Source organism: Lysinibacillus sp. RC46, assembly GCF_041262385.1.
Classification (GTDB): domain Bacteria; phylum Bacillota; class Bacilli; order Bacillales_A; family Planococcaceae; genus Lysinibacillus.
This window is the reverse complement of record NZ_JBGCCF010000033.1, coordinates 1-21141: the sequence shown is the minus strand read 5'-3', so window position 1 is coordinate 21141 and position 21141 is coordinate 1. Positions and strand designations below refer to the sequence as shown.

The following is a 21141-nucleotide window of genomic DNA, read 5'->3' as shown; positions in this document are numbered from 1 at the left end:
CTAATTGCCCTTTAATGAAAGAACATCTACTCTCTAGCTCTCATATTAATCACTAATAACGTCTTTGTAAATCAGATGACAGACTGCTAAAAACGCCTCAATATCCGCAGTTACATATTTCGTTAAAAAATAGGTATTCGAAACAATATGGGCGCATTCCTTTAACGAATAGCTATGAAGCAATTGCTGATGAGATTCAGCCTCAATTACACTCTTTGGTAAAAAGGCAATCCCTAATCCTTGCTTAACAAAGTTTTTAATAACCTCTGTTTGATTAATATTCATACTTTTATAGCTTTGGAATTGTTGTAGTACTTGTTGTATGTCCTGCCAATAAGGTGCATATTCATGTGTTAATATAGTTTCTTGCTGTAATAGAGTCTGTGCATCTGTCGCCTTTTTTGATATCGGAGCAATCAAATGAAGTGGTTCTTGGGCGAGAAGGACTGTGTGGATGTCACGTGTCGATGTTAATTTTGATAAACCGATATCTACTTTGCCTGCATATACCGCTTCTCCGATTTCATTGGACTTTAACAGTTCGATCGTTAATTGAATAGCAGGGTTTTGCTGTTGAAATGTATGAATGATTGCAGGCAATGTAGAATTAGCAATTTGTGGTGAAACACCAATCGTTAACTGGGACGTATAACCATTCAAAAAGGATCTAGTATTTTGTAATCCTTCATCAATCGTTGCCATCATTTTCTCAGCGTGTTGAAGGAAGTGAACACCGATATGATTTAATTTCACATTCTTCCCTTGTCGTTCAAAAAGTGTTGTTTGTAGTTCTTTTTCTAGATGTTGAATATGCTTCGATACAGTTGATTGTGTTATAAAACGTTGTTCTGCCGTCTCACGAAAATTCTCTTTTTTCGCTGCAACAATAAAAGTTCGTAACCATTCTGTTTCCATAAACATACCTCTCTAGTTTTTCATTCATTATATCGAATTCTATTTACGTCTTGAAACCTTTTCTACAAAACACTTACAGAAATAAAAAAAAGCAGTTGAAGCTACAATCTCTTGTATCTTCAACTGCTTATTACCTCGTCTACTAGTAGCTGACTAGTCGGACGTATGAGGACCTGTTCCCTACTCTTGTAAATCTGTTAAAATCACAACATTTGGATGCTTTGTTAAAACACTTGCTGGCACCTCTTCAGTATATTCAGAAGCAAGTACACGTTGTAATACATCCCGTTTTGCTTCTCCAACTGCGATTAACAAAATGCATTTTGCGTGCATAATGGATTGAATCCCCATCGTTATAGCTTGTGTTGGAACTCCATCGATTGAATCAAAGAAGCGTGCATTTGCTTGGCGGGTTGATTGTTCAAGCGTTATAAGATGTGTCAATGAATCAAATGGCGTTCCAGGTTCATTGAAACCAATATGGCCATTTTGTCCGATACCAAGCAATTGGAAATCTAATGGATTCTGTTGTAATAGCAATTCATAGCGTGCAGCTTCCTCTGTAGGATTATCAGCTAAACCATTCGGTAAATAGGATTCTTTAAATGGTTTATGACGAAATAAATGTGTATCCATATAATATGCATAGCTTTGTTCATGTTTAGCACTTAATCCAACATATTCGTCTAAATTAAAGCTAATACAATCGGAAAAATCAACCTCAGTCTCACAGATTTTAGAATATAGCGGTTCCATTGTACCACCTGTAGCTAAACCGAACGTTATAGCACCGTCATTTTTTGCATTCGTTATAATGTCTACTGCACGAGCGTATAAATCATTTCTAGAAGAATAACGTTCTAATTTCAACTCACTATCCCCTTTACTCAATTTCGTTAAAACACCTATACTTGTAGCTCATCTTACCAGAGTTGCTAGATTCCTGTGGGAAAAACATGAGACTCAAGCTTTCCCGCACTTTCATCTTGTTTATTACTTCTTAATAGAAATAATATTATTAGAACCAGCTCGTTGGAAACCGGATTTTTCAAATGTAACTTCTCGTCCAATTAAACTTGTGAATACAATTGGTGTGACGATAGAAGCTACATTGTCTTTAATGTTCTTAAAGTCTACTTTTAATAAAGGATCGCCACTTTGAATTAATTACCCCTCTGAAACTATCAGTTCAAACCCCTCACCGTTTAGCTTGACAGTATCTAAACCAACATGAATTAATATTTCTACACCTGTATCGGATTTTAAGCCAGTAGCATGCTTCGTTGGAAAAATCATGACTACTCTTCCAACAAACGGTGCATATACCGTACCATCTGTCGGATGAATGCCAAAACCCGGCCCCATTATACCTGATGAAAAGGCTTCGTCAGGATTGGAAACATTGACAACCTACCGATTTTTTGAAGAAAGCTAACAATTTTTCGCCTCTCCCTAGGTATAGTTGTCTATACCAATCATTGTACTATCTATTATATTCTTTATCTAGAAAAAAACAACCAATTTTCAGAATTTTTGTTATTTACCCCTCGTATTCAACCTCTTATCTTTATGTATCTGTTTTATTTGGATAAAGTTATATATGGTCATCCAATACATATAACAACTAAAATTGTCTCATCCAGACAAAAAAAGCACCTCCAATTGTTAGTTATATCTCTAACAATTGAGGTGCAGTTCATGAAACAGCTAACGCCTTTTTATGCAGTTACATCGCGTTTCGTAAAGGACATATAGCTGATCACAAGGAAAATTACAGCGTAAATCGCAAGAATTGTGAGTGAGAATGGCATTGTCATATCATCTACTATAAAATTGCCTTTTTCATACTGTGTTAAGTCTGAATGTGTTAGCCAAATATATTTAACGATTTCAAATCTGCTTAGGAACATCACAATCATTCCACCTGTAAAAGATAAGAACATCGTTAAGCCAATCGCTAAAGAGCTTGAACGGAAAACTGAGCCCACTAAGAAAGCGAACAATATTGACATGACAAAGTCTCCGCCAGAAAGTAAATAGTGATAAGCTAAATCATTCCATACTGCTTTTTCAACAACTTGACCGTTGACGATTTCTAGCTCAACACCAGTTGAACCGCCAAATAGTATCAGTCCAACAAGAGCACTTACTACTACATTGACAACAAACAATAAGAGTCCGAATATGAAAGTTGTAAGTAATTTTGAAGTTAATATTTTTGCTCGCGAAACCGGACGTGTTAATAGCATTTTAATCGTACCAGTAGAGAATTCACTAGATACAATACTTGCTGCAGTAATAACTGTAAATAATGTCACTAAAGTCAGCATGCTACCTGTAAATGACATAAAGCTTGCTACGCTTAGATTTTCTTGAGACGGCACATCGTTTGCTATTCGATACTCAGAAATAGCAATTTGCTCCTCGAAGCGTTTTTTATCCTCTACCGATAAACCGTCTTCTTTCATCATCTCTTTATTATTATTAATAGCCTTCTGTTCACTTTCCTGCCACGTTATATCCTCTGTCGTTTTTGTTTCATAGTATTTCATCATAATACCAGGACCAATAATAAAGAGGATTAATAGCGCGACCATTACCCAAGTACCTTTTTTATGCCATAATTTCATCCATTCATTTTGAATTAGCTTCAGCAATTTGGCCACCTCCTGTCATTTCTAGGAATTGATCCTCTAACGTTTTTTGATGTGGTTGGACGGCAAATAATTGAATTCCTTCATTAACAAATTGTGAAATGAGTTTCGGTATATCCTCTTTCTTTATTTCCACTACATAACCATTATTTTCTGCAACAAAGTTGTAATCAAGTTTTTGTAGAAGTGCTGCAGCCTGATCATTTGGTGTAGCTTCAATATAATAAAACGAAGAAGTTTCAACGTTGATATCACGAATATCGATAAGTTTGCCATTTTGTATGACAGCTACTCGATCACACATTAACTCAATTTCGGATAATAAATGACTGGAAACAAAAACAGATACTCCATCCTCCGCCGCAATTTTACGCAAATACATACGAAATTCGCGGATACCTGCTGGATCCAGACCATTTGTTGGTTCATCTAAAATTAAAAACTTCGGTCGATGAAGTAGTGCCTGTGCAAGTCCTAAACGCTGACGCATTCCTAACGAATACGTTGACACCTTTTCATGAATGCGCTTTTCAAGACCAACTTGTTTAATGACCTCTTCAATACGCTCTTTTGTAACGTTTTTATGCATACGTGCAAAGTGCAGCAAGTTTTTATAGCCCGTCATAAATTTATACATTTCCGGATTTTCTACAATTACGCCGACCTTACTAATCGCTTCTTCATAATTGTCCTTTAGAGAAAGACCATCAATAATGACATTCCCCTCAGTTGGATGCATAAGCCCTGCCATCATACGAATTGTCGTCGTTTTCCCTGCTCCATTCGGTCCTAAAAATCCAGTAATTTGACCTGGATATAAATCGATATTCAATTGCTGAATCAATTGCTTACCACGAATGGTTTTTGATATATTTTGCAATTGAACAATTGGTTGTGTTGTCATTAATTTCACCCTTTCTTATAATACGCCTTCATCCATTGCACAGCATCCTTATTCGAGACATCTCGAATCGTTTCTACTTCCTCATGTGCAATAATCGAACCATTTTGCAATAAAATGATTTGATCTAAAATAGGCTCTACCTCATATAATTCATGCGTTGATAATAATATTGTTTGGTGTTCAATATCTGTAAATTGAATTAACCCTTTAATGAGCTGTTCACGAACAATAGGATCAAGACCAGAAAATGGTTCATCCATTAAATAATAGGGTACTTCTCGCCCAAGAGTTGCGGCCATTTTCATTCGACCACGGTTCCCCTTTGATAATTGCCGTAGTTTCACACTTTTATCAACCTGTAAAAACTCCGCAACAATACATGCCTTATCATACGAAAAATCTTTGAATTGAGAAGCATAGTGCTGAAAAAGCTGCTCACCTGTGTAAAAATCAAAAAACAAATCAATATCTGGTAAATATGCAATTTTGTCAGCACTTCTACGTGTAACAGGCGTTCCGTTTAGCAATACTTCACCACTTGATGGACGTAATAAACCTGCCAACACTTTTAATAGCGTCGACTTACCACTACCATTTTCTCCAACAAGCCCTATGATTTGTCCCACAGGAAAGGAAAAAGACACATCTTGTAAAATAGGCTTTTTCATATAACGAAAAGAAACATTCGATAACTGTAGCATTTATTTCACCTCACGATTTATTTTGTAAAACAACAAGCATCTCTTCCTTTGAAAATCCAAGTGCTTCAATGGAAGTTAAAAAATGATCTGCTAATTGAGTTTTCATTTCTTCGCGTAAAAGCGCAATTCGCTCTTCATTAGTTGTAATAAATGTACCTTGACCTCGTTTAGTTTCCGTTATATTCATCGCTTCTAACTCCTTATACACCCGTTGCACAGTATTTACATTAACACCTGTTTCCACTGCATATTCTCGTACCGAAGGAAGTCGATCCCCAAGCACTAGATTCCCTTTCAAAATGTCCCCACATATCCGATCTACTAGCTGACTATAAATGGGCTTATCACGTGAAAAGTCGATTGTCATCGTAAAACCACCTTTTCAAGCCACTTTGTCGCTATGAAAAATAGGATTGCTACCAAAATAAAAGTTGCTACTTCATCTACGATATACATTGTGCTCAAACTTAAATTCATTGTTGGTGACTTCGGGAAAAATTGTTCCAGACCCGTTAATGAAATACCCATACGATGGAAAATATTATCATATAACTTACTTTTTGTAAATTCGAACCATAAATTCAAACTGAAGAAAAAGGTAAACATAGTGATAACTACGGAAAAGTTACCAATAAAGTGTTTCATTTGGAAATTAAATGCAAAAAATAGTAGCACTATCACAAACATCATCAATTGGAAAATAACAATAATTGCCACGGTAAATATAAGCAATAAAAGTATTTGGGCGAAGTTGCCTATAATCCCATCTTTAACATTGTAAATAGCTATACTCACAAAGATAAAATTGAAGATAGCGTACCCTATTAAGGAGAATACAATTTTCACACCTACAAGCTGTGCAATGGAACTAGTTGAATGCAGCCAGATCTCTTTGGTCCTTAAGTCATTACGGATACTAACTAGATATTGTAATACCGAAAAAAAACCACCTAACATAAGTACTAATATCGAGAAGAAAAATGGCAGCTGGTTTTCCATCGTAAATTCATTACTAAAACGCCTAATTAAATATGGAACTACCATTGACAGCATGATCCCAATAAAAATCCCACCGAATAACCATGCCCTATAGAGCACCCATTCCTTTTTCAATAGCCCTGCAAAATTTTTCAAAATAAACACCTCGTGTCATAGTGTACTAGCCAAATATTACACTATGACTTTTAACTTTGCAAGTATCAAAAGCAAAAAAAAGGAAGAACCGCTAATTAAATGGCTCTTCCTTCATGAATTTAAGCAGAATAACGTATGCCTCTTGCCTTTTCAGCAAAGCGAGGGGGGTGATTTCCGTACTGACTGGGCGCTTTGTTACTGTCGCTAGGCTTTCGCACAGATAAAACATTTGTTGCTTTCGCGCAGAGCAGAGCTTCCTAGGGGCATTCTGTCTCCACTCCAATCAACCAATTCATCTGACATACGTTTTACAAAATGGCATCCAACTTTTTTAGTTTTATCGGAACACTTTCAGGAATTATCGCCCAACTTTTAATTTTTATCACCCAACTTCTGAATTTTATCGACATCCACCTTGCAAAGAGCAAAAAAAAGATTCACACATAAAACTGTGCATGAATCCTTTTACTATTCATTCTTGAATGGAAAAGTTAAAGTTTATCAGCGCAAATGCGGAGTGTTAACGCTACTCGCTCTCCCAAAATATATATATTTAGACTGTTGTCATTGGTTTAACAGAAAAGCTTCTAACACAGTGATAAAAGCCAAATCTAACCCATTTTCCCAACTACTTTAACTTCTTTTCATCTAAGTCAAGTTCGATTATTTCATTAGTGAGCATGTATTCTTGGGAGTTGTCGACACAAGCTAATAAATTTTTTGATGCTCTAAAACCAATGATTTATTGCCAACTCGGTACGTAACTACTATAGAAATCCTGCATTCTTCATTGTGAGATTCGGTGTTAATTGATACAGCAACTCATATTCCGATTTCCCACATTTTCTCCGTTACTTTCCCTACTCTGCCATCAATATTCGTTCCATCAAATTTTGGAAGTTTCAGCTCACTTACGATTTTTCCATCACGCATAAACATCACACGCTCCGTCCGCGCCGCTACTTTTGCATCGTGAGTGACAAGCATAATCGCTGTACCGCCCGCGTTAATTTCGGAAAAGATGTCCATGATCTCCTGTGCTGATTTTGAGTTAAGTGCACCTGTAGGCTCATCGCCGAAGATGATTTTCGGGCTGTTCAAAAGCGCTCGGCAGATCCCTGCTCGCTGTAGCTGCCCTCCCGAAACTTGTGTAATGTCGCGCATTTCAAGCTCCTTAATGCCTACCCTCTTCATAAGTGCCCTTGCCTTCTCTGATATTTTTGCAACGTTTTTTCTGTTTTCGCGCATTGATGGAAGAATTATATTATCGAGAATATTTAGATTTTTAAGCATCGTTGGCTGCTGAAATACAAAGCCCATTTTAGTTCTACGTATATCTGAAAGTTCAACCTCTCCGACTGACGATAAATCATTGCCATCAAAAATAACCCTTCCGCCATCAACGCTGTCCATGCCACTCAGTGCAAACATTAGCGTTGATTTTCCCGAGCCAGAGGGTCCCATTATCGCAACAAACTCACCCTCGTTTATGTCAACGGACGCTCCGTCGAGAACATTGCACTTTTCATCGCCCTCACCGAAAGATTTTACAATATGTTCACCGCTTATAATCTTCTTCATAAACTACTCCTTTATATTTTCGGATATTTTTATTTTCCCCGCGCCCGATGTACCAATTATTGTTGTGATCAGTACCGAGCATACCATCATTAACGGACAAATCACGTACGCCGAGAGTGGATTGATTGAAAAACTAAACGACGATGCCCCAAACGAGGAGATAATTGCGCCTGCAAGTACTTCTCCGAGAGTATTTGCTAGTAGAGTGCCAAGGACAATGCCGATCATTGATACGAATACCGCTCGCGAAGCAAACTGTATCGTAATATCCTTATTTGTAAAGCCTAATGCTTTCATGACAGCAATCGAATATCTGTCCTTTGCGACAAGCATTTTCATAAATAACTGTGTTACTAGTACCGTTATTACGAGTGCTATAGCAATGGCAGCAATGGATGCTTTGCCGACTGATTTTATAGTCGAGCCGAATGTTTGAGTTACAAATTCATCGATATTGGAAATCTTAGCGAAAGTAAATCTGTCCGCATACTCTGAGACTTTTTCATTAACAAGATATATATCTGAAAGCTTCGCGCAAATCACGCTCCACATTATACCTTCCGAATTGTCGGTAAAAACAGCCTTTGCTGTTTTTCCGCCGTTCGTAATGTCGGAATAAATGCCACTGACCGTGAGCTTTGTCTCCTTCCCCTTCATCACGATCGTAATGACATCGCCGACCTTTTTGCTCATTTCATCAGCGTTCAAAGCCGAAAGTGCAATTTCGTTTTCTGCTGCGGGTGCTCTGCCCTCGGTATATTGAATTGGGAATATTGAATGGTCGCCGAGTTCGATTTTTATATTTTCTTCCGAACCGTCTTCCTTTTTGGTTTTGAATGTCTTAGTTGTAAGGATGGTATATTTTGAAATGGAACTATCACTGTTCATCGATTTTAAAACATCTGCAGATTTTTGGGATATATGATCAGTCTGCTGAATATCGATACGAATATCGTAGTTTCCAATACCCATATATTTAATGAAACTTGTTGAGGAAATCGTGTTGTAAAGGTTTTGTGGAACAATAATGATAAATGCTGAAATTACAAGTACTGCAAGCATTGTGGCGTAAAGTCTTTTCCTTGCAAGAACATCTTTGATACCAAGAAAAATATTCGTGTTAAGCAGTTTGTTTTCATTCAAACTAAAAAGCTTTGCGCCTGCGTTTTTTTCCTGTGAAGTACCAAAACGGATTGCTTCTGCAGCAGATATTTTCCGAAAGCGTCTCAGCACCCCGCTTACATAGGCAATGATTGCGAGGAATACAAGCAGAATTCCGATTATTCCTAAAGCCGCAGCAAAGGAAGAGTTTTCACTTTCCCCCATATAAAGCCGGATATTTTCAAGAAGGATGCCTTTGAATAAGAACGAAAGTGCAAAACCGAGAATACTCCCCCCTGCTGCAATCGCTGTGTACTTCGCAAGATAAATTTTCTTAATGTCAGATAGACGTAGCCCTATTGCCTTCATAACACCAATTTCACGGTAATCGTCCTCAATTTTCGCAAGAAGTGTAAAGCGTATACACATAAATGCGATGGCAACGACGAGAACGCTTATAAGAAGAATAACTGCTATCATGATCCCGTCAGAAAATGCGTTAAGTGTTTTGAAAAGTGGATATGTAATCGTTGGCCCGTTCGCTTCAAGTCCTGCGGAGGCATAAGCAGTTTCAAATTCACCGAGCTCAGATAAATCCTTTAATCTAAACTCAATCAAATATTCCATACTTCCATGGTCTTTTATTGCCGCGTAATCATTCGGACTGACTAGAAATCTTTTTGAAGAAGACAGCATAGTATTCATCTGTGAATCACGAAGGAAGCCCGCTACAGTAAATTCCTTTCCACCTATTACGGCTTTATCACCGACTCTAGTTGTGTTGTCCTTCATATAGTTAATTGGAACATAAAGCTCGCCATCGGATACGTTGATAATGTTTCCTTCAAGATCAAGAAGATAATCGAATTTTTCACTCTGTATGCTGAAACCATTGTCTTGAACATTATTCGCAAGCGAACTATCCCCTAAAATAATTTGCCCGTTATCCATATTGAGAAACTCAAGTACTTGAAATTCATCGACATCGCTATTTTGCTCCGCGAAATTCGCAAGCCGTACAGTATTAATATCCCCCGAGTGCATTTGCATAAAATGCGGAGTTTTCGCCTGATTCATAAGTGAATCAATCGCACCTGAAAGATTGATGATAAGTATCGCCGAGAGAGAAACGAGCATAGCCGCTGCGGCGACAAATATTGTTGTTGTCAGCGTTATCAGTTTGCTTTTAGAAATGTCATTCCGGATTATTCTGTAATACATACGTCACCTCTGTTTTCAAGCTTTTTAACTGACTTCAAGTTGAACAGAATGAATGAAGTAACACATAATAAAATGCCAGCAATTATGATGAGTAAGCCCATTCCTCTGCCTTGACCTGTACCAGTAATTTTCCCTACACTGTCGGCAAGCAATCCGCCGTCAACTAGCAAAGGGGTGAACACATAATCTGCAAGTATACCTGAGAGAGCATAGGCGACAACAAATCCAAGCTGTGAAATTACCCCGATAAGTGACCACGCTCTACCCTGAACGGCATTATCAATGTTAGTACGAACAAGAAAATCCAATGTTGAGTTTGCAAATGGCATCATGGCAAAAAAGAAAAAGCCTGAAATGCAAATAAGTATTATATTTTCGCGAAGTCCGAATGCCGCCATAAATACTCCTTCAAAAAATAGCGAAAACGAAAGAATTTTCACATAACCTTTTTTGATTGGAAGAAATCCAATGATCACACTGGATACGAGCATCCCCATAGCAACAAAAGTTTCCACCGTTCCTATTACGGAGCTGCTCGTAAAAGTAAGCAACATCGGAATGGAAAGTGTTTCAATAATTCCAAGATAAAATATCAGCACCGATGTCATCATTACAAGAACGAGCACACCTCGATTTTCAGAAACTGCACGCCAACCATCTTTGAACTCATGGAAAAATGATTGTGTCTGTTCATACTTCTTTGAAACAAGACCTCTCCGTACTGCAAGGGCTGAAGAAACGGTTACAAAAAATGTACAGATGTCGATGACAAGCAAAAGCTTTATATCCGAAACGACAAGCAAAAATCCCGCAATAATAGGTGAAATCAAATATTTTGCAGAACCCGCCACCTGGACTAAACCACTTGCCTTTGTGTATTGTTCCTCGGTCAGTAAATCCGTAACCGTAGCCTTGTATGCGGGATCAAGCAGCGATGAAAACACCGAGCTTATTGTAACTCCCACACAAATCTGCCATAACAGTGCTTCCCCGCTAAGCATACAGATAAGAATATAAACAAGTCCTATCGCTGAAAGACTGTCGCCTAACACCATTAAAAGTCTTCGGTCATAACGATCCGCAAGCACTCCTGCTACAGGGCTTAATAGAAGCGAAGGCATAAACGCAAGTAAGGTTACAAGTGCCATTGCCGATGCCTTTCCCGTCTGTCAGAAAACATAAATACCAAGCCCAAACGCTGTAAGCCCGCTTCCTATTGCTGAAATTAGTTGTCCTGACCATAGCAGAAGAAATCTCCCGAATAACCCCTCTGAATTAACTGTTGTTTCTATTTTCTTCACCCCCACTGCCAAACATCTTCATCATGTACATAAGACTTCCGCTTTCGACACCGAGCAGTCTTTCTACGTTGAATATAAAAGCTGGTATACGTGCAGCACGTTCTTCATCTGTCAGATCTACCATATCATCATCAAAAACGGTATTCGTATAGGCCACAATCATTTCCATACATTCATACGGATACGGTGTACTAAATAGTCCTTGCTCAATACCCTCACGAATTATTTCCGTCAATATCGGTGGAAGACCATTAATGATAACCTTTTGTATTTTCTGATGCATAAGCGCGTTCTGAGGCTTATGTATATGGTCAATAATTTCCTTGCCATTTCCGCCGCTTATGTTTAGTGCCATCACAACACGAACAATACGCTCGTGAACGGCTATGCTCTTATCTGCAGCAATTCCATTGGCTGCACCTAAAATTTGAGTATTATATCGATCAATAAGCGCGTCCATAATATCTTCCTTCGACTTGAAGTGATAATACAGCGTTCCCCGTGCAATTCCGACCTTTTCAAGAATATCGTTAGTACTTGTGCCATCAAAACCCTTCTGGCCGAAAAGCTCATCAGCCGCATCAAGTATTTCGTTTCTGCGCTCTATCGCTTCTTTTCTCATGTTTACTCCCCCTTAATAGACCGACTGTCTGTCGATAAAAATTATAGCATTTTACAATAAATTGTCAATGGGCTATTCCGATTTTGTAAAAAACTATCAATTTATTTCCTAAATATCTAGAGGTAAATAATAAATTTATCCATACAAAATTATCCTTTTAACGCATAATAAGTGATAGAATAAAATGTAAAAAGTTTATGTGCTGAGTGAGGTAAACAATAATGTCTGAAGTAAAAAAAATCGATTATACAATAGGGAAAAAAATACGTGAAAGTTTACAGGCAGATTGCCAAAGCTGTTTTGGTCTATGTTGCACGGCTTTAAATATTGCTGCTTCTAGCGACTTTGCCATTAATAAAGAAGCTGGGACACCTTGCCCTAATCTACAATCGGATTTTAGCTGTCAAATTCATAGTAAACTTAGAGATCAAGGGTTTAAAGGGTGTACAGTTTTTGATTGTTTAGGAGCAGGACAAAAGGTGTCACAAACAACCTTCCATGGACAAGACTGGCGACAACACCCTGAAATTTCTGAGAAAATGTATCGAGTCTTTCCGATTATGGAACAACTTTATGAAATGATCGCCTACGTAGCAGAGGCATTATCGTATACGGTCGATTCATTCCTATTTAATAAACTACATATGCAATTAGAACAACTACAGCGTGCAACTGAGCTAGAAGCAGATGCATTACTAGCAATAGATATTCCTAATTTCCGACTGCCAGTGAATGTTTTACTGTTAGAAACAAGTGAGCAAATTCGCCAAAACCTTATCGAGAATATTAATGGAAAAAACGCTCGAAAGTATAACTATCGTGGGGTTGATTGGATTGGGAAGAATTTAAAAGGCAAGGATTTAAGAGCAACCGATCTTAGAGGAGCTTATTTAATTGCTGCCAACCTACAAAATGCAGATTTAAGAGGTATTGATTTTATAGGTGCGGATTTACGTGACGCAAATTTACGTGGCGCAGACCTTTCTAGCAGTATGTTTTTAACCCAAATGCAAATAAATTCAGCACAAGGCAATCACCAAACAAAATTACCCTCTCACCTGAAGCGTCCGTCTCATTGGGGTAACTAACTTCTAAGCAGCTCCCCCTCAGACTGAGAAAAACACTATTTTGTTTAGCTGCAGTTTCTATAAATCATGAAAAAGAGCAAATAGAAAAAGCGTGTTTTGAAAAAAGAATGATCAAAACATGCTTTTTCTATATTCAATTGAACCGTACTTGTCGCTACAGAAAACACTTGTTGCTGAAAAAAGTTAAACTCCAAACTGTTTAAAATGATGGTCAAGGTGCTTGTATACGCATTTACCCCATTGCTCAGAAGTGAGTTTCCCAAAAAAAGGATGCGGATGTGTTGTGCACTTCTCTGGTCCGTTATTTTGGAATGTGATAATTTTTTGTTTAAGCTTTTCTTTTTCTGTCTCAAATTCTCTATCATCTGCAATCAAAATAGTTGGAATAGTAGACATATTATGAGGCAATGTCTTGTCATTGTAAACGATTTGTTTTGCAAACCTCCCTACTATTATTCCTAACCAACTCCTTGGTGGAAAAGAATTTCCCATTGCGATGTCCTGGAAAGATGAACAATGCGCTAGCATTTGGGCAACATCCATTTTTCCCCATTGCGGTTGTGAATTTGGACTCAATTTGTCGATACGCTTTAAAACTTCTGCTGTATGCATATGGTCAAAAATATTTTTCATTAGTTTGGATATCCCCTTTAAAGATGTACGGTATTTTAAACGGCTGACACCGCTATTTATAATAAAGTTTGATTAAGACTACAGAAATATTCAAAGCAGCTGTAGCACTTGTGAGATTTGATTCAATCATAACCACAGCTTTGACATGCAGCGCTCCATATGAAAATGTAGAGTTCCAGTAAGTGAGTGAACAACATAACAAAAGGACTTACGTGTATGAGTTGTAATACGCACAAGTCCCCTAGATTGTTGGAGCATTCATTATGAAAATTGTACTTAATGATTATACAATCCCTATTCCAGTAAAGCTACATCTATAGATTATTAATTACGAATACATTCAGAACCCAACCAAGAATTGAAATGATAATAATACTCCATGCATTTTTCTTACGCTGTATTACACCTACAATTCCCATAATCACCCCTAATAATGGTGAAAATAGAATACCGATAATATACGCAAAAATATTGTAGGTTTGATAACTGTAGCTTTCGTTACTTTCATTACCGTATTTGTTGTCACTATCCATCTCCATCCCCCCATATTCTTTTGGCCAACTTGATGTTGGTCACTGAGTCATGTGTTGATGTTGCTGTCACTTTGCTTTCGCACAGATAAATTGCCACAGGACATGATGTTCTTGGACAAAGTTCCTCTATTTCTGAGGATATTTGGACTTCCGCTGAAACAAGTTAAAACAATTGTAGCACGAGTCCAACTTTGAGTTAGCTACCGTAGCAATTTATAAAGCCTATTCGAATAATAACTCAAAAAAGCTTATTCCTTCTTCCATTTATAGGGGATATTTGCCCAATCGTAAAATATATGAAAAAGGAAAATTAAAATTGAAACTCCAATAATTTGTCCCCATTGAATGTCACCACGAAATAACCATTGAAATATAATACATAGTATGAAAAAAATTAACGGATATTGTATATTTTTCTTTATGATTTTCACCATATTCATCCTCTCCATACAATAATACTCTATTTCTACTTATTGAAGAAGCCCCTACCTTTCGTTTCAATAAGCACAACTTTATTCAGAAAAGGTAAAAACAATACAATTAATTACATAAAATATTTATCGACAAGCAAAAAGGCAGATGAAAATATATTCATCCGCCCTTCTACTTATTTTTGTTTCTTTTTATAAATAATCGTAGCTACAACAAGTAAAAGTAAAATCGCTTGTCCAAGCATTGTTTCTACTGTTGGATAGAATCCAATGATGCTGACAACTGGCAAGCCATCCACAATTGTTGTTGAAACTGAATCTCTTAGCTGCAAAGTGTGCAGACTGACACCAATAATTTTAAATGCCAATACATAGATTAACACCGTTGCCACTGCGAAAAATTTATGAATTGGAATTTTTCCACTTGCTTTCAATAACACAAATGCAAAAATAGCTAATAATAAAAGTGCTACTATGATACCTAGTACAAATTGAGATGTCTCCATTTTAGGTGCAATCCCCGCATAAAAGACAAGTGTTTCTGCACCTTCACGGAAAACGGATAGGAAGCTAATTGCTGCCATCGCAAACACCGAGCCAGTTGAGATGGCATTGCCCATTTGTTTGGAAATATAGCGATTCCAGCTTGTCACACTTGATTTACTATGGAGCCAAATACCAACTCCAATCATCATTGCAGCTGCTAGTAACCCAATATAACCTTCCATCAGCTCTCGACTTGTATCAATTGTCGCAGATTGGAAAAGTGTCGACATTAAAACAGCTGCTACCGCTGATAGTAAGATCCCTACAAATGCGCCAACAAATATCCATTTGCGCATTGTTTTTTGTCCAGATTTCTCTAAGAACGATACTAATGCCATAATAATGAGCAGTGCCTCTAAGCCCTCTCGCAGTAAGATTAATGCTGCATCCCACAGAGTATAATCCGAGTCACCTTGAATCAGCTCAATTTCAGTGCGGAAAGTATCAAGCTTACTTTTAATTGCTTTGACATCGACGTTTGATTTTAATAAGTCACTAACGAGAATCGGCATATCACTTTCAATTTTTGTATAAAGGCTACCGTTACGTGTTGAAATATCAATCTCTACACTTGGCCATATTTTAATGAACTCTCGAATTTTATCAGATGCAGCCTTGTAGTCACCTGCATCGATAAAATCATTCGCCTCATCAATATAAGCGACTAATGTTGCTAAAGAATACTCACCTTCAACAACTTTCGCCGTATCATTACCTGCTACAAAATCCTCGATTGTTTGTTTTAAATCTGCATATTGCGATTGCATTAAAGTTACATCTGGCTTTTCAGAAGCAAGTGAGATCCGAATAAAGGCCATCTGTGTTTCAATTTGACCGTACATCGCAATGCTTTGCTCACGTACAGGGCGTTCAATTTTCTTCCATTTCGCATTAAAATCCTTATACGCCGCATCGATTGTAGTTAAATCACCGCTAGATAAAGCATCTTCAAATGCTTTCATGATAGGTTTAAATTTCGTGCCAAATTCTGCTCGCTGCGCGGCTTCATCTACAGGATTCTCAAGCTTTTCTAATGCACGTAAGGCATTTGACAAGTCAGATAGTGCCTTTAAACGTTCATCCTTAGACGTAGCTTCAACTGCTTGCGTAAGAATTTCGTCCACTTTTTCTTTTGCATCCTTTTGCTCAGAAGTGACCGACGCCCAGTCTGTAGCAAATTGTTCAAGGGCATGTTGTGCCTCAGCTTCTTTGTCTTGCTTCGTATTCATTAGCGCATCACTTATAGAAATGTACAAATGACTATATGATTGCGCTGCCTGCACCGGTACAGCAAGTGCCAATAACAAGCAAAGTACTAAACTACAACGTGTTAAAAAGTGCTTCACCTATATAACTCCCCTTTGATACACCAGGGAAACAAGCAAACACTGCGCTGCCTCGATGGGTAATGTACTCATTCATTTTATCCATTCGCCCTAAGCTATTTTGAACTGTTGTAAATTGGGCTGGGTCTTTTTGATAAGATATAAATAATAGTCCGGCATCGTGCGCACCAGTATTCGTCATAACACCTGATGCATAAGAGTAAGAACGACGTAAAATACGTGCACCTGATTTACGTGCCAAATGGACATGTGAAGTATCTGGCATAATATACTCACCGTTACTATCTTTCGCCTCTACATCAAAATCATCGAACTCTTTCTTTTTACCGAAAGGTGCACCACTATCGCGATAACGACCAAATGTTGCCTCCTGCTCCTTCAAAGATGTGCGATCCCATGTTTCAAGATGCATTTGAACTTTACGTGCAACTAAATAAGAGCCGCCTTTTAGCCATCCTTTATCGACCCATACAACTTTATTTAAATCTTTGTCGTCGGTAGTCGATGGATTTCCAGTGCCATCCTTAAATGCAAATAAATTTCTCGGTGTTCCCCCACCAGCGGGGAATGAGTTAAAGCCTGCTTGAGACCATTTAATTTCAACCTTGCCTGAAGCTGCTCGAACTAAATTACGCACTGCGTGGAATGCTACCTGTGGATCATCCGCACAAGCTTGAATACAAAGATCGCCACCAGTAAATTCTTTTTGCAATTGATCTTTCGGGAAATGCGGTAAATCCTTCAATTCAGCAGGTTTCAAATGCTGGATACCAAGCTTATCAAACAAAGATGGTCCTATACCTATTGTGATCGATAAGTTTGATGCATCCAATCCTGCCGCCTCACCCGTATCTCCTGTTGGGATACTAGCATTTTTCGTTAAATCTACCATTAATTCACCATTCATTAAACGTACAACAAGAGGTGTCCATTGTTTGAACAACTCTTGTAGTTCTTTCTTTGATGTAAATAAAACATCCAAAGAAGCAAAATAAATATTTGTTTGAACTGGTGTAATAATGCCAGATTGATGTTTTCCATAGAAATCAACTTTATTACGTGCTGTCGTGCTGTCCGCAACAGGCTCAAAGACATCATAGCCCATTACTTTCATAACACCACCTAAGCCAGAAGCACCGATAGCTACACCAGCTACTCCGATACCCGATAGCTTTAACATGTCACGTCTAGATATTTTTTTATTCATCCATTTTTCATCATTTGACGCTGTCATTCATTATCACTCCAAAATAATACCCATTTGACTTAATGGTTCTCCAAGTTGATTAACTGCTGCTGCAAGTGCTTTTGTGTTTTCTTCCGTTAACTCTTCGTAAGAAACATACCCACCATCAGCTGTTGCATGCTGTGCCAATAAATCATCTACTGCTTTGAATTTTTCATCTAATGTAGCTACTAAGTCATTGTCTTTCGCTTCTAATTTCGGACGTAGGATTTCAAAGATTTTTTCTGCGCCTTCGATGTTTGCTTTAAAGTCATAAAGGTCTGTGTGAGAATAAATTTCTTCTTCACCAGTGATCTTAGATGTCGATACTTCATTTAATAAATCAACAGCACCCGTAATCATTAAATCCGGTGTTACTTCTACAGTTTGAACTAAAGCGTGTAATTCTTTTGCGTCTGCTAGTAATTGATCTGCAATTTTCTCATAGCCTGCTGTTTTATTTTCTACCCAAAGCGCATGCTCAAGCTTATGATAGCCAGTCCATTCTTCCTCGCCTTTACCTTCTTCTTGGATATCAGCTAAACGACCGTCAATTCGTGGGTCAAGATCACCGAAGCTCTCAGCGATAGGCTCTGAACGCTCAAAATACATACGTGCTGGTGCATAAGCTGCTTTAGCTTTTTCAATATCACCAGATTTAAATGCGTTCACAAAGTCTTCTGTTTTTATTAAGAATTGATCCATTTGCTCTAAAGCAAATTTTTGATAGGCTGCTAGTTCAGCAGATAAATCAACCTTTGAAGCTTGCTCTGTTTGCTCTGTTGCAGGCTTATCTACTTTTTTAGCTTCATCTGTATTGCCGCAGCCAGTCATAAGAATGCCCCCTGCAACTAATACTGACAATAATGATGTTTTTTTCATGCTAAGTACCTACTTCCGAAATAGTTTATATCGAGAATGATAATGATTATCATCTTCAAATGCAAGAAGTATTTTCATTTAAAGAAAAAAACATCATTATCTAGTTGATAATGATGTTTTTTCTTCAATATAACGATTCTAACCTATGAAATTTTTGCTTGTTTTTCATACTTTCCGTATAAGAAATAATAAAGGACAATTGAAACTAAAATAACGAATACCATCGCGAAGAAAATGGCACTGTACCCCGACGTAGGGACGAAGAATCCTAAGAAATAAGGACCAACCCCCAAACCTAAATCATATAAGATAAAATATGTCGATGTCGCAAGTCCTAAACGCTCATTTGGTGTAACTTTAATAGCTATTGCTTGCGCTACTGAGTTGAAATTGCCATAACCAATCCCTATGCAAGCAGCAGCTAGTAAAAAGACAACACTACTTGTCGCCGAACTAAAGGCATACATACCGATCGCAAAAATGACTAGACATGGATAGATAACAATGTTCGCACCTCTGGTATCTAGTAATTTCCCTGTAAATGGACGTGTCGCTAAAATAACAATTGCATAAATAATAAAGAAATAACTTCCTGCTGTAACCAAATTAAGCTCTTTCGCGTAAAACGTCATAAATGACATAACCCCTGAGTAGGCAAAGCCAATAACAAGCGCCACGAAAGCAATTGGCACAGCGCGCATTTCGATAAAATTACTTAGCTTAAAGCCTGTTTTCTCAGCCATTTCTTTGGCCTTCTTCGGTGCATCCGGAACGGTTACGATAAAATACATCAAAAAACAAACAATAGCTAATACGGAATCAACAGCAAAAATCATACGATAATCTTCAAACAGCTGTGTTAAAAGAATACCTACAAAAGGTCCTATAGCTGTTGCTAAAATAGCACTTAAGCTATAATAACCAATACCTTCCCCTCGACGCTCAGGCGGTAAAATTTGCGCAATAATTGTTCCCGTCGCCGTACTAGCCACCCCAAGTGCAATCCCTTGTACTAAACGATTGATCATTAAAAGCGGCAAATTCGTTGCGATGAAATAAGACATCGTTGATAGCATAAACAATAATAATCCACAAAATAATGTTTTCTTGCTACCCCAATCCCCAATGATACGCCCTGTCCCAAGACGACCAAATAAAGTACCAATAATAAAAATACTCGATACAAGCCCTGCCGTACTAGTTGAAGCCCCAAAGTGCTCAACCGCATAACCTGCAATTGTTACCATCAATAAATAAAAAATTAATGTAATGGTAAAGTTTATAAGTGAGACGATTAAAAAGTCCTTCGTCCAAAGTTTTTGTCTAGATGCTTCCACTTTTTTCTCTCCTACCTATTGATATTTGCACAAATGTTCGCTAAAACTTTTGTCGCAATTTCAATATCCTTCTCTGATACGCCTGCGAGTGCCTGTTCAAAAAATGGTTTTAATTGTGCCTTAATTTCCTGCACAACCTCTTCACCATTAGCCGTTAATTGTATAAGCTTTTCGCGCTTATCCCTACCCGCTACCGTTTCCACATAGCCAAGCTCCACAAGCTTTTGCACAAGCCTTGTCACACTCGGCTTTTCAATAAACATAAAATTCGCAATGTCAACAAATGTATGTGGCCCTTTATCCATCAATAACCGAAGGAGAGCCCATTGAGAACTATACAACTGATATTTCTCTAACTGCACATTTACTAGATTGATAAACGGTCTGTACATTAAGCGGTATTGATTAAAAAATTCTTGTTCGATTGTCAAAAATACCACTCCTTTTAAATTAGTTAGCCTAGCTAACTATATACTTAAAAATTCTATTTGTCTAGTAGGGAATTTGCTAGAATACTGTCATTTTGAGAATGTTCTATCCGTCAGTGTGAGGGTTCTTTCCGTCGGGGCAGGAGTTCTTTCCGTCGCTTCGTGACTTTCTTCCGTCGGTGAGGCCTTCCTTTCCGTCGTTGCTGATTCTATCCGTCACCTTGAGGGTTCTTTCCGTCGGGGCAGGAGCACTTTCCGTCGCTCTGTGACTTCTTTCCGTCGGTGAGACCTTCCTTTCCATCGTTGCTGATTCTATCCGTCACCTTGAGGGTTCTTTCCGTCGGGGCAGGAGCTCTTTCCGTCGCTCCGAGACTTCTTTCCGTCGGTGAGACCTTCCTTTCCGTCGTTGCTGATTCTATCCGTCACCTTGAGGGTTCTTTCCGTCGGGGTAGGAGCTCTTCCCTCGCTCTGTGACTTCTTTCCGTCGGTGAGACCTTCCTTTCCATCGTTGCTGATTCTATCCGTCACCTTGAGGGTTCTTTCCGTCGATGCAGGAGT

At 38.1% G+C, this 21141-nt stretch carries 20 protein-coding genes and 1 pseudogene; 1 reads left to right on the top strand and 20 read right to left on the bottom strand.

Annotated features, from left to right (window positions below; all coding sequences use genetic code 11):
- Window positions 1–45: 45 nt before the first annotated feature.
- The 12 genes and pseudogenes from ABH966_RS22365 to ABH966_RS22310 all read right to left on the bottom strand — a co-directional run bounded on the left by ABH966_RS22365 (window position 46) and on the right by ABH966_RS22310 (window position 12134).
- Window positions 46–915, bottom strand: a complete 870-nt coding sequence (locus tag ABH966_RS22365; protein WP_370082296.1) for a LysR family transcriptional regulator — start codon at window positions 913–915, stop codon at window positions 46–48.
- Between the two features lie 180 nt (window positions 916–1095).
- Window positions 1096–1785, bottom strand: coding sequence for a glucosamine-6-phosphate deaminase (locus ABH966_RS22360; protein WP_370082294.1), 690 nt, complete (start codon window positions 1783–1785; stop codon window positions 1096–1098).
- A 297-nt stretch (window positions 1786–2082) separates the two neighbouring features.
- Window positions 2083–2295 (bottom strand): annotated as a pseudogene (locus ABH966_RS22355) (PTS sugar transporter subunit IIA); the annotation flags it as partial.
- Between the two features lie 338 nt (window positions 2296–2633).
- Window positions 2634–3581, bottom strand: coding sequence for an ABC transporter permease (locus ABH966_RS22350; RefSeq protein WP_370082292.1), 948 nt, complete (start codon window positions 3579–3581; stop codon window positions 2634–2636).
- Window positions 3550–4473, bottom strand: coding sequence for an ABC transporter ATP-binding protein (locus ABH966_RS22345; protein WP_370082290.1), 924 nt, complete (start codon window positions 4471–4473; stop codon window positions 3550–3552). The genes ABH966_RS22350 and ABH966_RS22345 overlap by 32 nt, the downstream gene beginning before the upstream one ends.
- Window positions 4474–4478: 5 nt before the next feature.
- A complete protein-coding gene (locus ABH966_RS22340) occupies window positions 4479–5174 on the bottom strand; it encodes an ABC transporter ATP-binding protein (RefSeq protein ID WP_370082288.1) in 696 nt (231 codons plus the stop codon).
- A gap of 10 nt (window positions 5175–5184) precedes the next feature.
- Window positions 5185–5541, bottom strand: a complete 357-nt coding sequence (locus ABH966_RS22335) for a GntR family transcriptional regulator (RefSeq protein WP_370082286.1) — start codon at window positions 5539–5541, stop codon at window positions 5185–5187.
- Window positions 5538–6317: a hypothetical protein gene (locus ABH966_RS22330; protein ID WP_370082284.1), complete on the bottom strand. Its 780-nt coding sequence runs from the start codon at window positions 6315–6317 to the stop codon at window positions 5538–5540. The genes ABH966_RS22335 and ABH966_RS22330 overlap by 4 nt, the downstream gene beginning before the upstream one ends.
- An 813-nt stretch (window positions 6318–7130) precedes the next feature.
- Window positions 7131–7889 (bottom strand): ABC transporter ATP-binding protein, encoded by a 759-nt coding sequence (locus ABH966_RS22325; protein WP_370082282.1) that lies wholly within the window; start codon window positions 7887–7889, stop codon window positions 7131–7133.
- A gap of 3 nt (window positions 7890–7892) precedes the next feature.
- A complete protein-coding gene (locus ABH966_RS22320; protein WP_370082280.1) occupies window positions 7893–10211 on the bottom strand; it encodes an ABC transporter permease in 2319 nt (772 codons plus the stop codon).
- Window positions 10196–11359, bottom strand: a complete 1164-nt coding sequence (locus tag ABH966_RS22315; protein WP_370082278.1) for an MFS transporter — start codon at window positions 11357–11359, stop codon at window positions 10196–10198. Before ABH966_RS22315 ends, ABH966_RS22320 begins: the two co-directional genes overlap by 16 nt.
- Window positions 11360–11486: 127 nt before the next feature.
- Window positions 11487–12134: a TetR/AcrR family transcriptional regulator gene (locus ABH966_RS22310; protein ID WP_370082276.1), complete on the bottom strand. Its 648-nt coding sequence runs from the start codon at window positions 12132–12134 to the stop codon at window positions 11487–11489.
- A gap of 221 nt (window positions 12135–12355) precedes the next feature.
- On the opposite strand from ABH966_RS22310, the gene ABH966_RS22305 reads away from it, so the two are divergent.
- Window positions 12356–13222: a pentapeptide repeat-containing protein gene (locus ABH966_RS22305; protein ID WP_370082274.1), complete on the top strand. Its 867-nt coding sequence runs from the start codon at window positions 12356–12358 to the stop codon at window positions 13220–13222.
- A 183-nt stretch (window positions 13223–13405) separates the two neighbouring features.
- On the opposite strand, the gene ABH966_RS22300 is transcribed toward ABH966_RS22305, so the two are convergent.
- The 8 genes from ABH966_RS22300 to ABH966_RS22265 all read right to left on the bottom strand — a co-directional run.
- Window positions 13406–13855 carry a DUF1569 domain-containing protein gene (locus ABH966_RS22300; RefSeq protein ID WP_370082272.1) on the bottom strand — a complete coding sequence of 150 codons (450 nt, stop codon included), beginning with the start codon at window positions 13853–13855 and terminating at the stop codon, window positions 13406–13408.
- Window positions 13856–14169: 314 nt separating this feature from the next.
- Window positions 14170–14388, bottom strand: coding sequence for a hypothetical protein (locus ABH966_RS22295; RefSeq protein WP_370082271.1), 219 nt, complete (start codon window positions 14386–14388; stop codon window positions 14170–14172).
- Window positions 14389–14995: 607 nt separating this feature from the next.
- Complete coding sequence (locus ABH966_RS22290) at window positions 14996–16711, bottom strand: FTR1 family iron permease (protein ID WP_370082269.1); 1716 nt, start codon at window positions 16709–16711, stop codon at window positions 14996–14998.
- A complete protein-coding gene (gene efeB, locus ABH966_RS22285; protein ID WP_370082267.1) occupies window positions 16686–17945 on the bottom strand; it encodes an iron uptake transporter deferrochelatase/peroxidase subunit in 1260 nt (419 codons plus the stop codon). The genes ABH966_RS22290 and efeB overlap by 26 nt, the downstream gene beginning before the upstream one ends.
- A 6-nt stretch (window positions 17946–17951) precedes the next feature.
- Entirely contained in the window at window positions 17952–18818 is an 867-nt protein-coding gene (gene efeO / locus ABH966_RS22280; RefSeq protein ID WP_370082265.1) for an iron uptake system protein EfeO, read from the bottom strand.
- 143 nt (window positions 18819–18961) lie between these two features.
- Complete coding sequence (locus ABH966_RS22275; protein ID WP_370082263.1) at window positions 18962–20155, bottom strand: MFS transporter; 1194 nt, start codon at window positions 20153–20155, stop codon at window positions 18962–18964.
- An 11-nt stretch (window positions 20156–20166) separates the two neighbouring features.
- The gene (locus tag ABH966_RS22270) at window positions 20167–20595 is read right to left on the bottom strand and encodes a MarR family winged helix-turn-helix transcriptional regulator (protein ID WP_370082261.1); all 429 of its coding nucleotides are present in this window, start codon (window positions 20593–20595) and stop codon (window positions 20167–20169) included.
- A 300-nt stretch (window positions 20596–20895) separates the two neighbouring features.
- Window positions 20896–21141, bottom strand: a 246-nt coding sequence (locus ABH966_RS22265) for a hypothetical protein (protein ID WP_370082259.1), incomplete at its 5' end; no start/stop codon positions are given.

What these genes read in the sequence shown, in the direction of transcription:
- ABH966_RS22365 (WP_370082296.1), bottom strand. Translation starts at nt 915, where the DNA reads ATGGAAACAGAATGGTTACGAACTTTTATTGTTGCAGCGAAAAAAGAG.
- ABH966_RS22345 (WP_370082290.1), bottom strand. Translation starts at nt 4,473, where the DNA reads ATGACAACACAACCAATTGTTCAATTGCAAAATATATCAAAAACCATT.
- ABH966_RS22340 (WP_370082288.1), bottom strand. Translation starts at nt 5,174, where the DNA reads ATGCTACAGTTATCGAATGTTTCTTTTCGTTATATGAAAAAGCCTATT.
- ABH966_RS22335 (WP_370082286.1), bottom strand. Translation starts at nt 5,541, where the DNA reads ATGACAATCGACTTTTCACGTGATAAGCCCATTTATAGTCAGCTAGTA.
- ABH966_RS22325 (WP_370082282.1), bottom strand. Translation starts at nt 7,889, where the DNA reads ATGAAGAAGATTATAAGCGGTGAACATATTGTAAAATCTTTCGGTGAG.
- ABH966_RS22320 (WP_370082280.1), bottom strand. Translation starts at nt 10,211, where the DNA reads ATGTATTACAGAATAATCCGGAATGACATTTCTAAAAGCAAACTGATA.
- ABH966_RS22315 (WP_370082278.1), bottom strand. Translation starts at nt 11,359, where the DNA reads ATGGCACTTGTAACCTTACTTGCGTTTATGCCTTCGCTTCTATTAAGC.
- ABH966_RS22310 (WP_370082276.1), bottom strand. Translation starts at nt 12,134, where the DNA reads ATGAGAAAAGAAGCGATAGAGCGCAGAAACGAAATACTTGATGCGGCT.
- ABH966_RS22305 (WP_370082274.1), top strand. Translation starts at nt 12,356, where the DNA reads ATGTCTGAAGTAAAAAAAATCGATTATACAATAGGGAAAAAAATACGT.
- ABH966_RS22300 (WP_370082272.1), bottom strand. Translation starts at nt 13,855, where the DNA reads ATGAAAAATATTTTTGACCATATGCATACAGCAGAAGTTTTAAAGCGT.
- ABH966_RS22295 (WP_370082271.1), bottom strand. Translation starts at nt 14,388, where the DNA reads ATGGATAGTGACAACAAATACGGTAATGAAAGTAACGAAAGCTACAGT.
- efeB (WP_370082267.1), bottom strand. Translation starts at nt 17,945, where the DNA reads ATGACAGCGTCAAATGATGAAAAATGGATGAATAAAAAAATATCTAGA.
- efeO (WP_370082265.1), bottom strand. Translation starts at nt 18,818, where the DNA reads ATGAAAAAAACATCATTATTGTCAGTATTAGTTGCAGGGGGCATTCTT.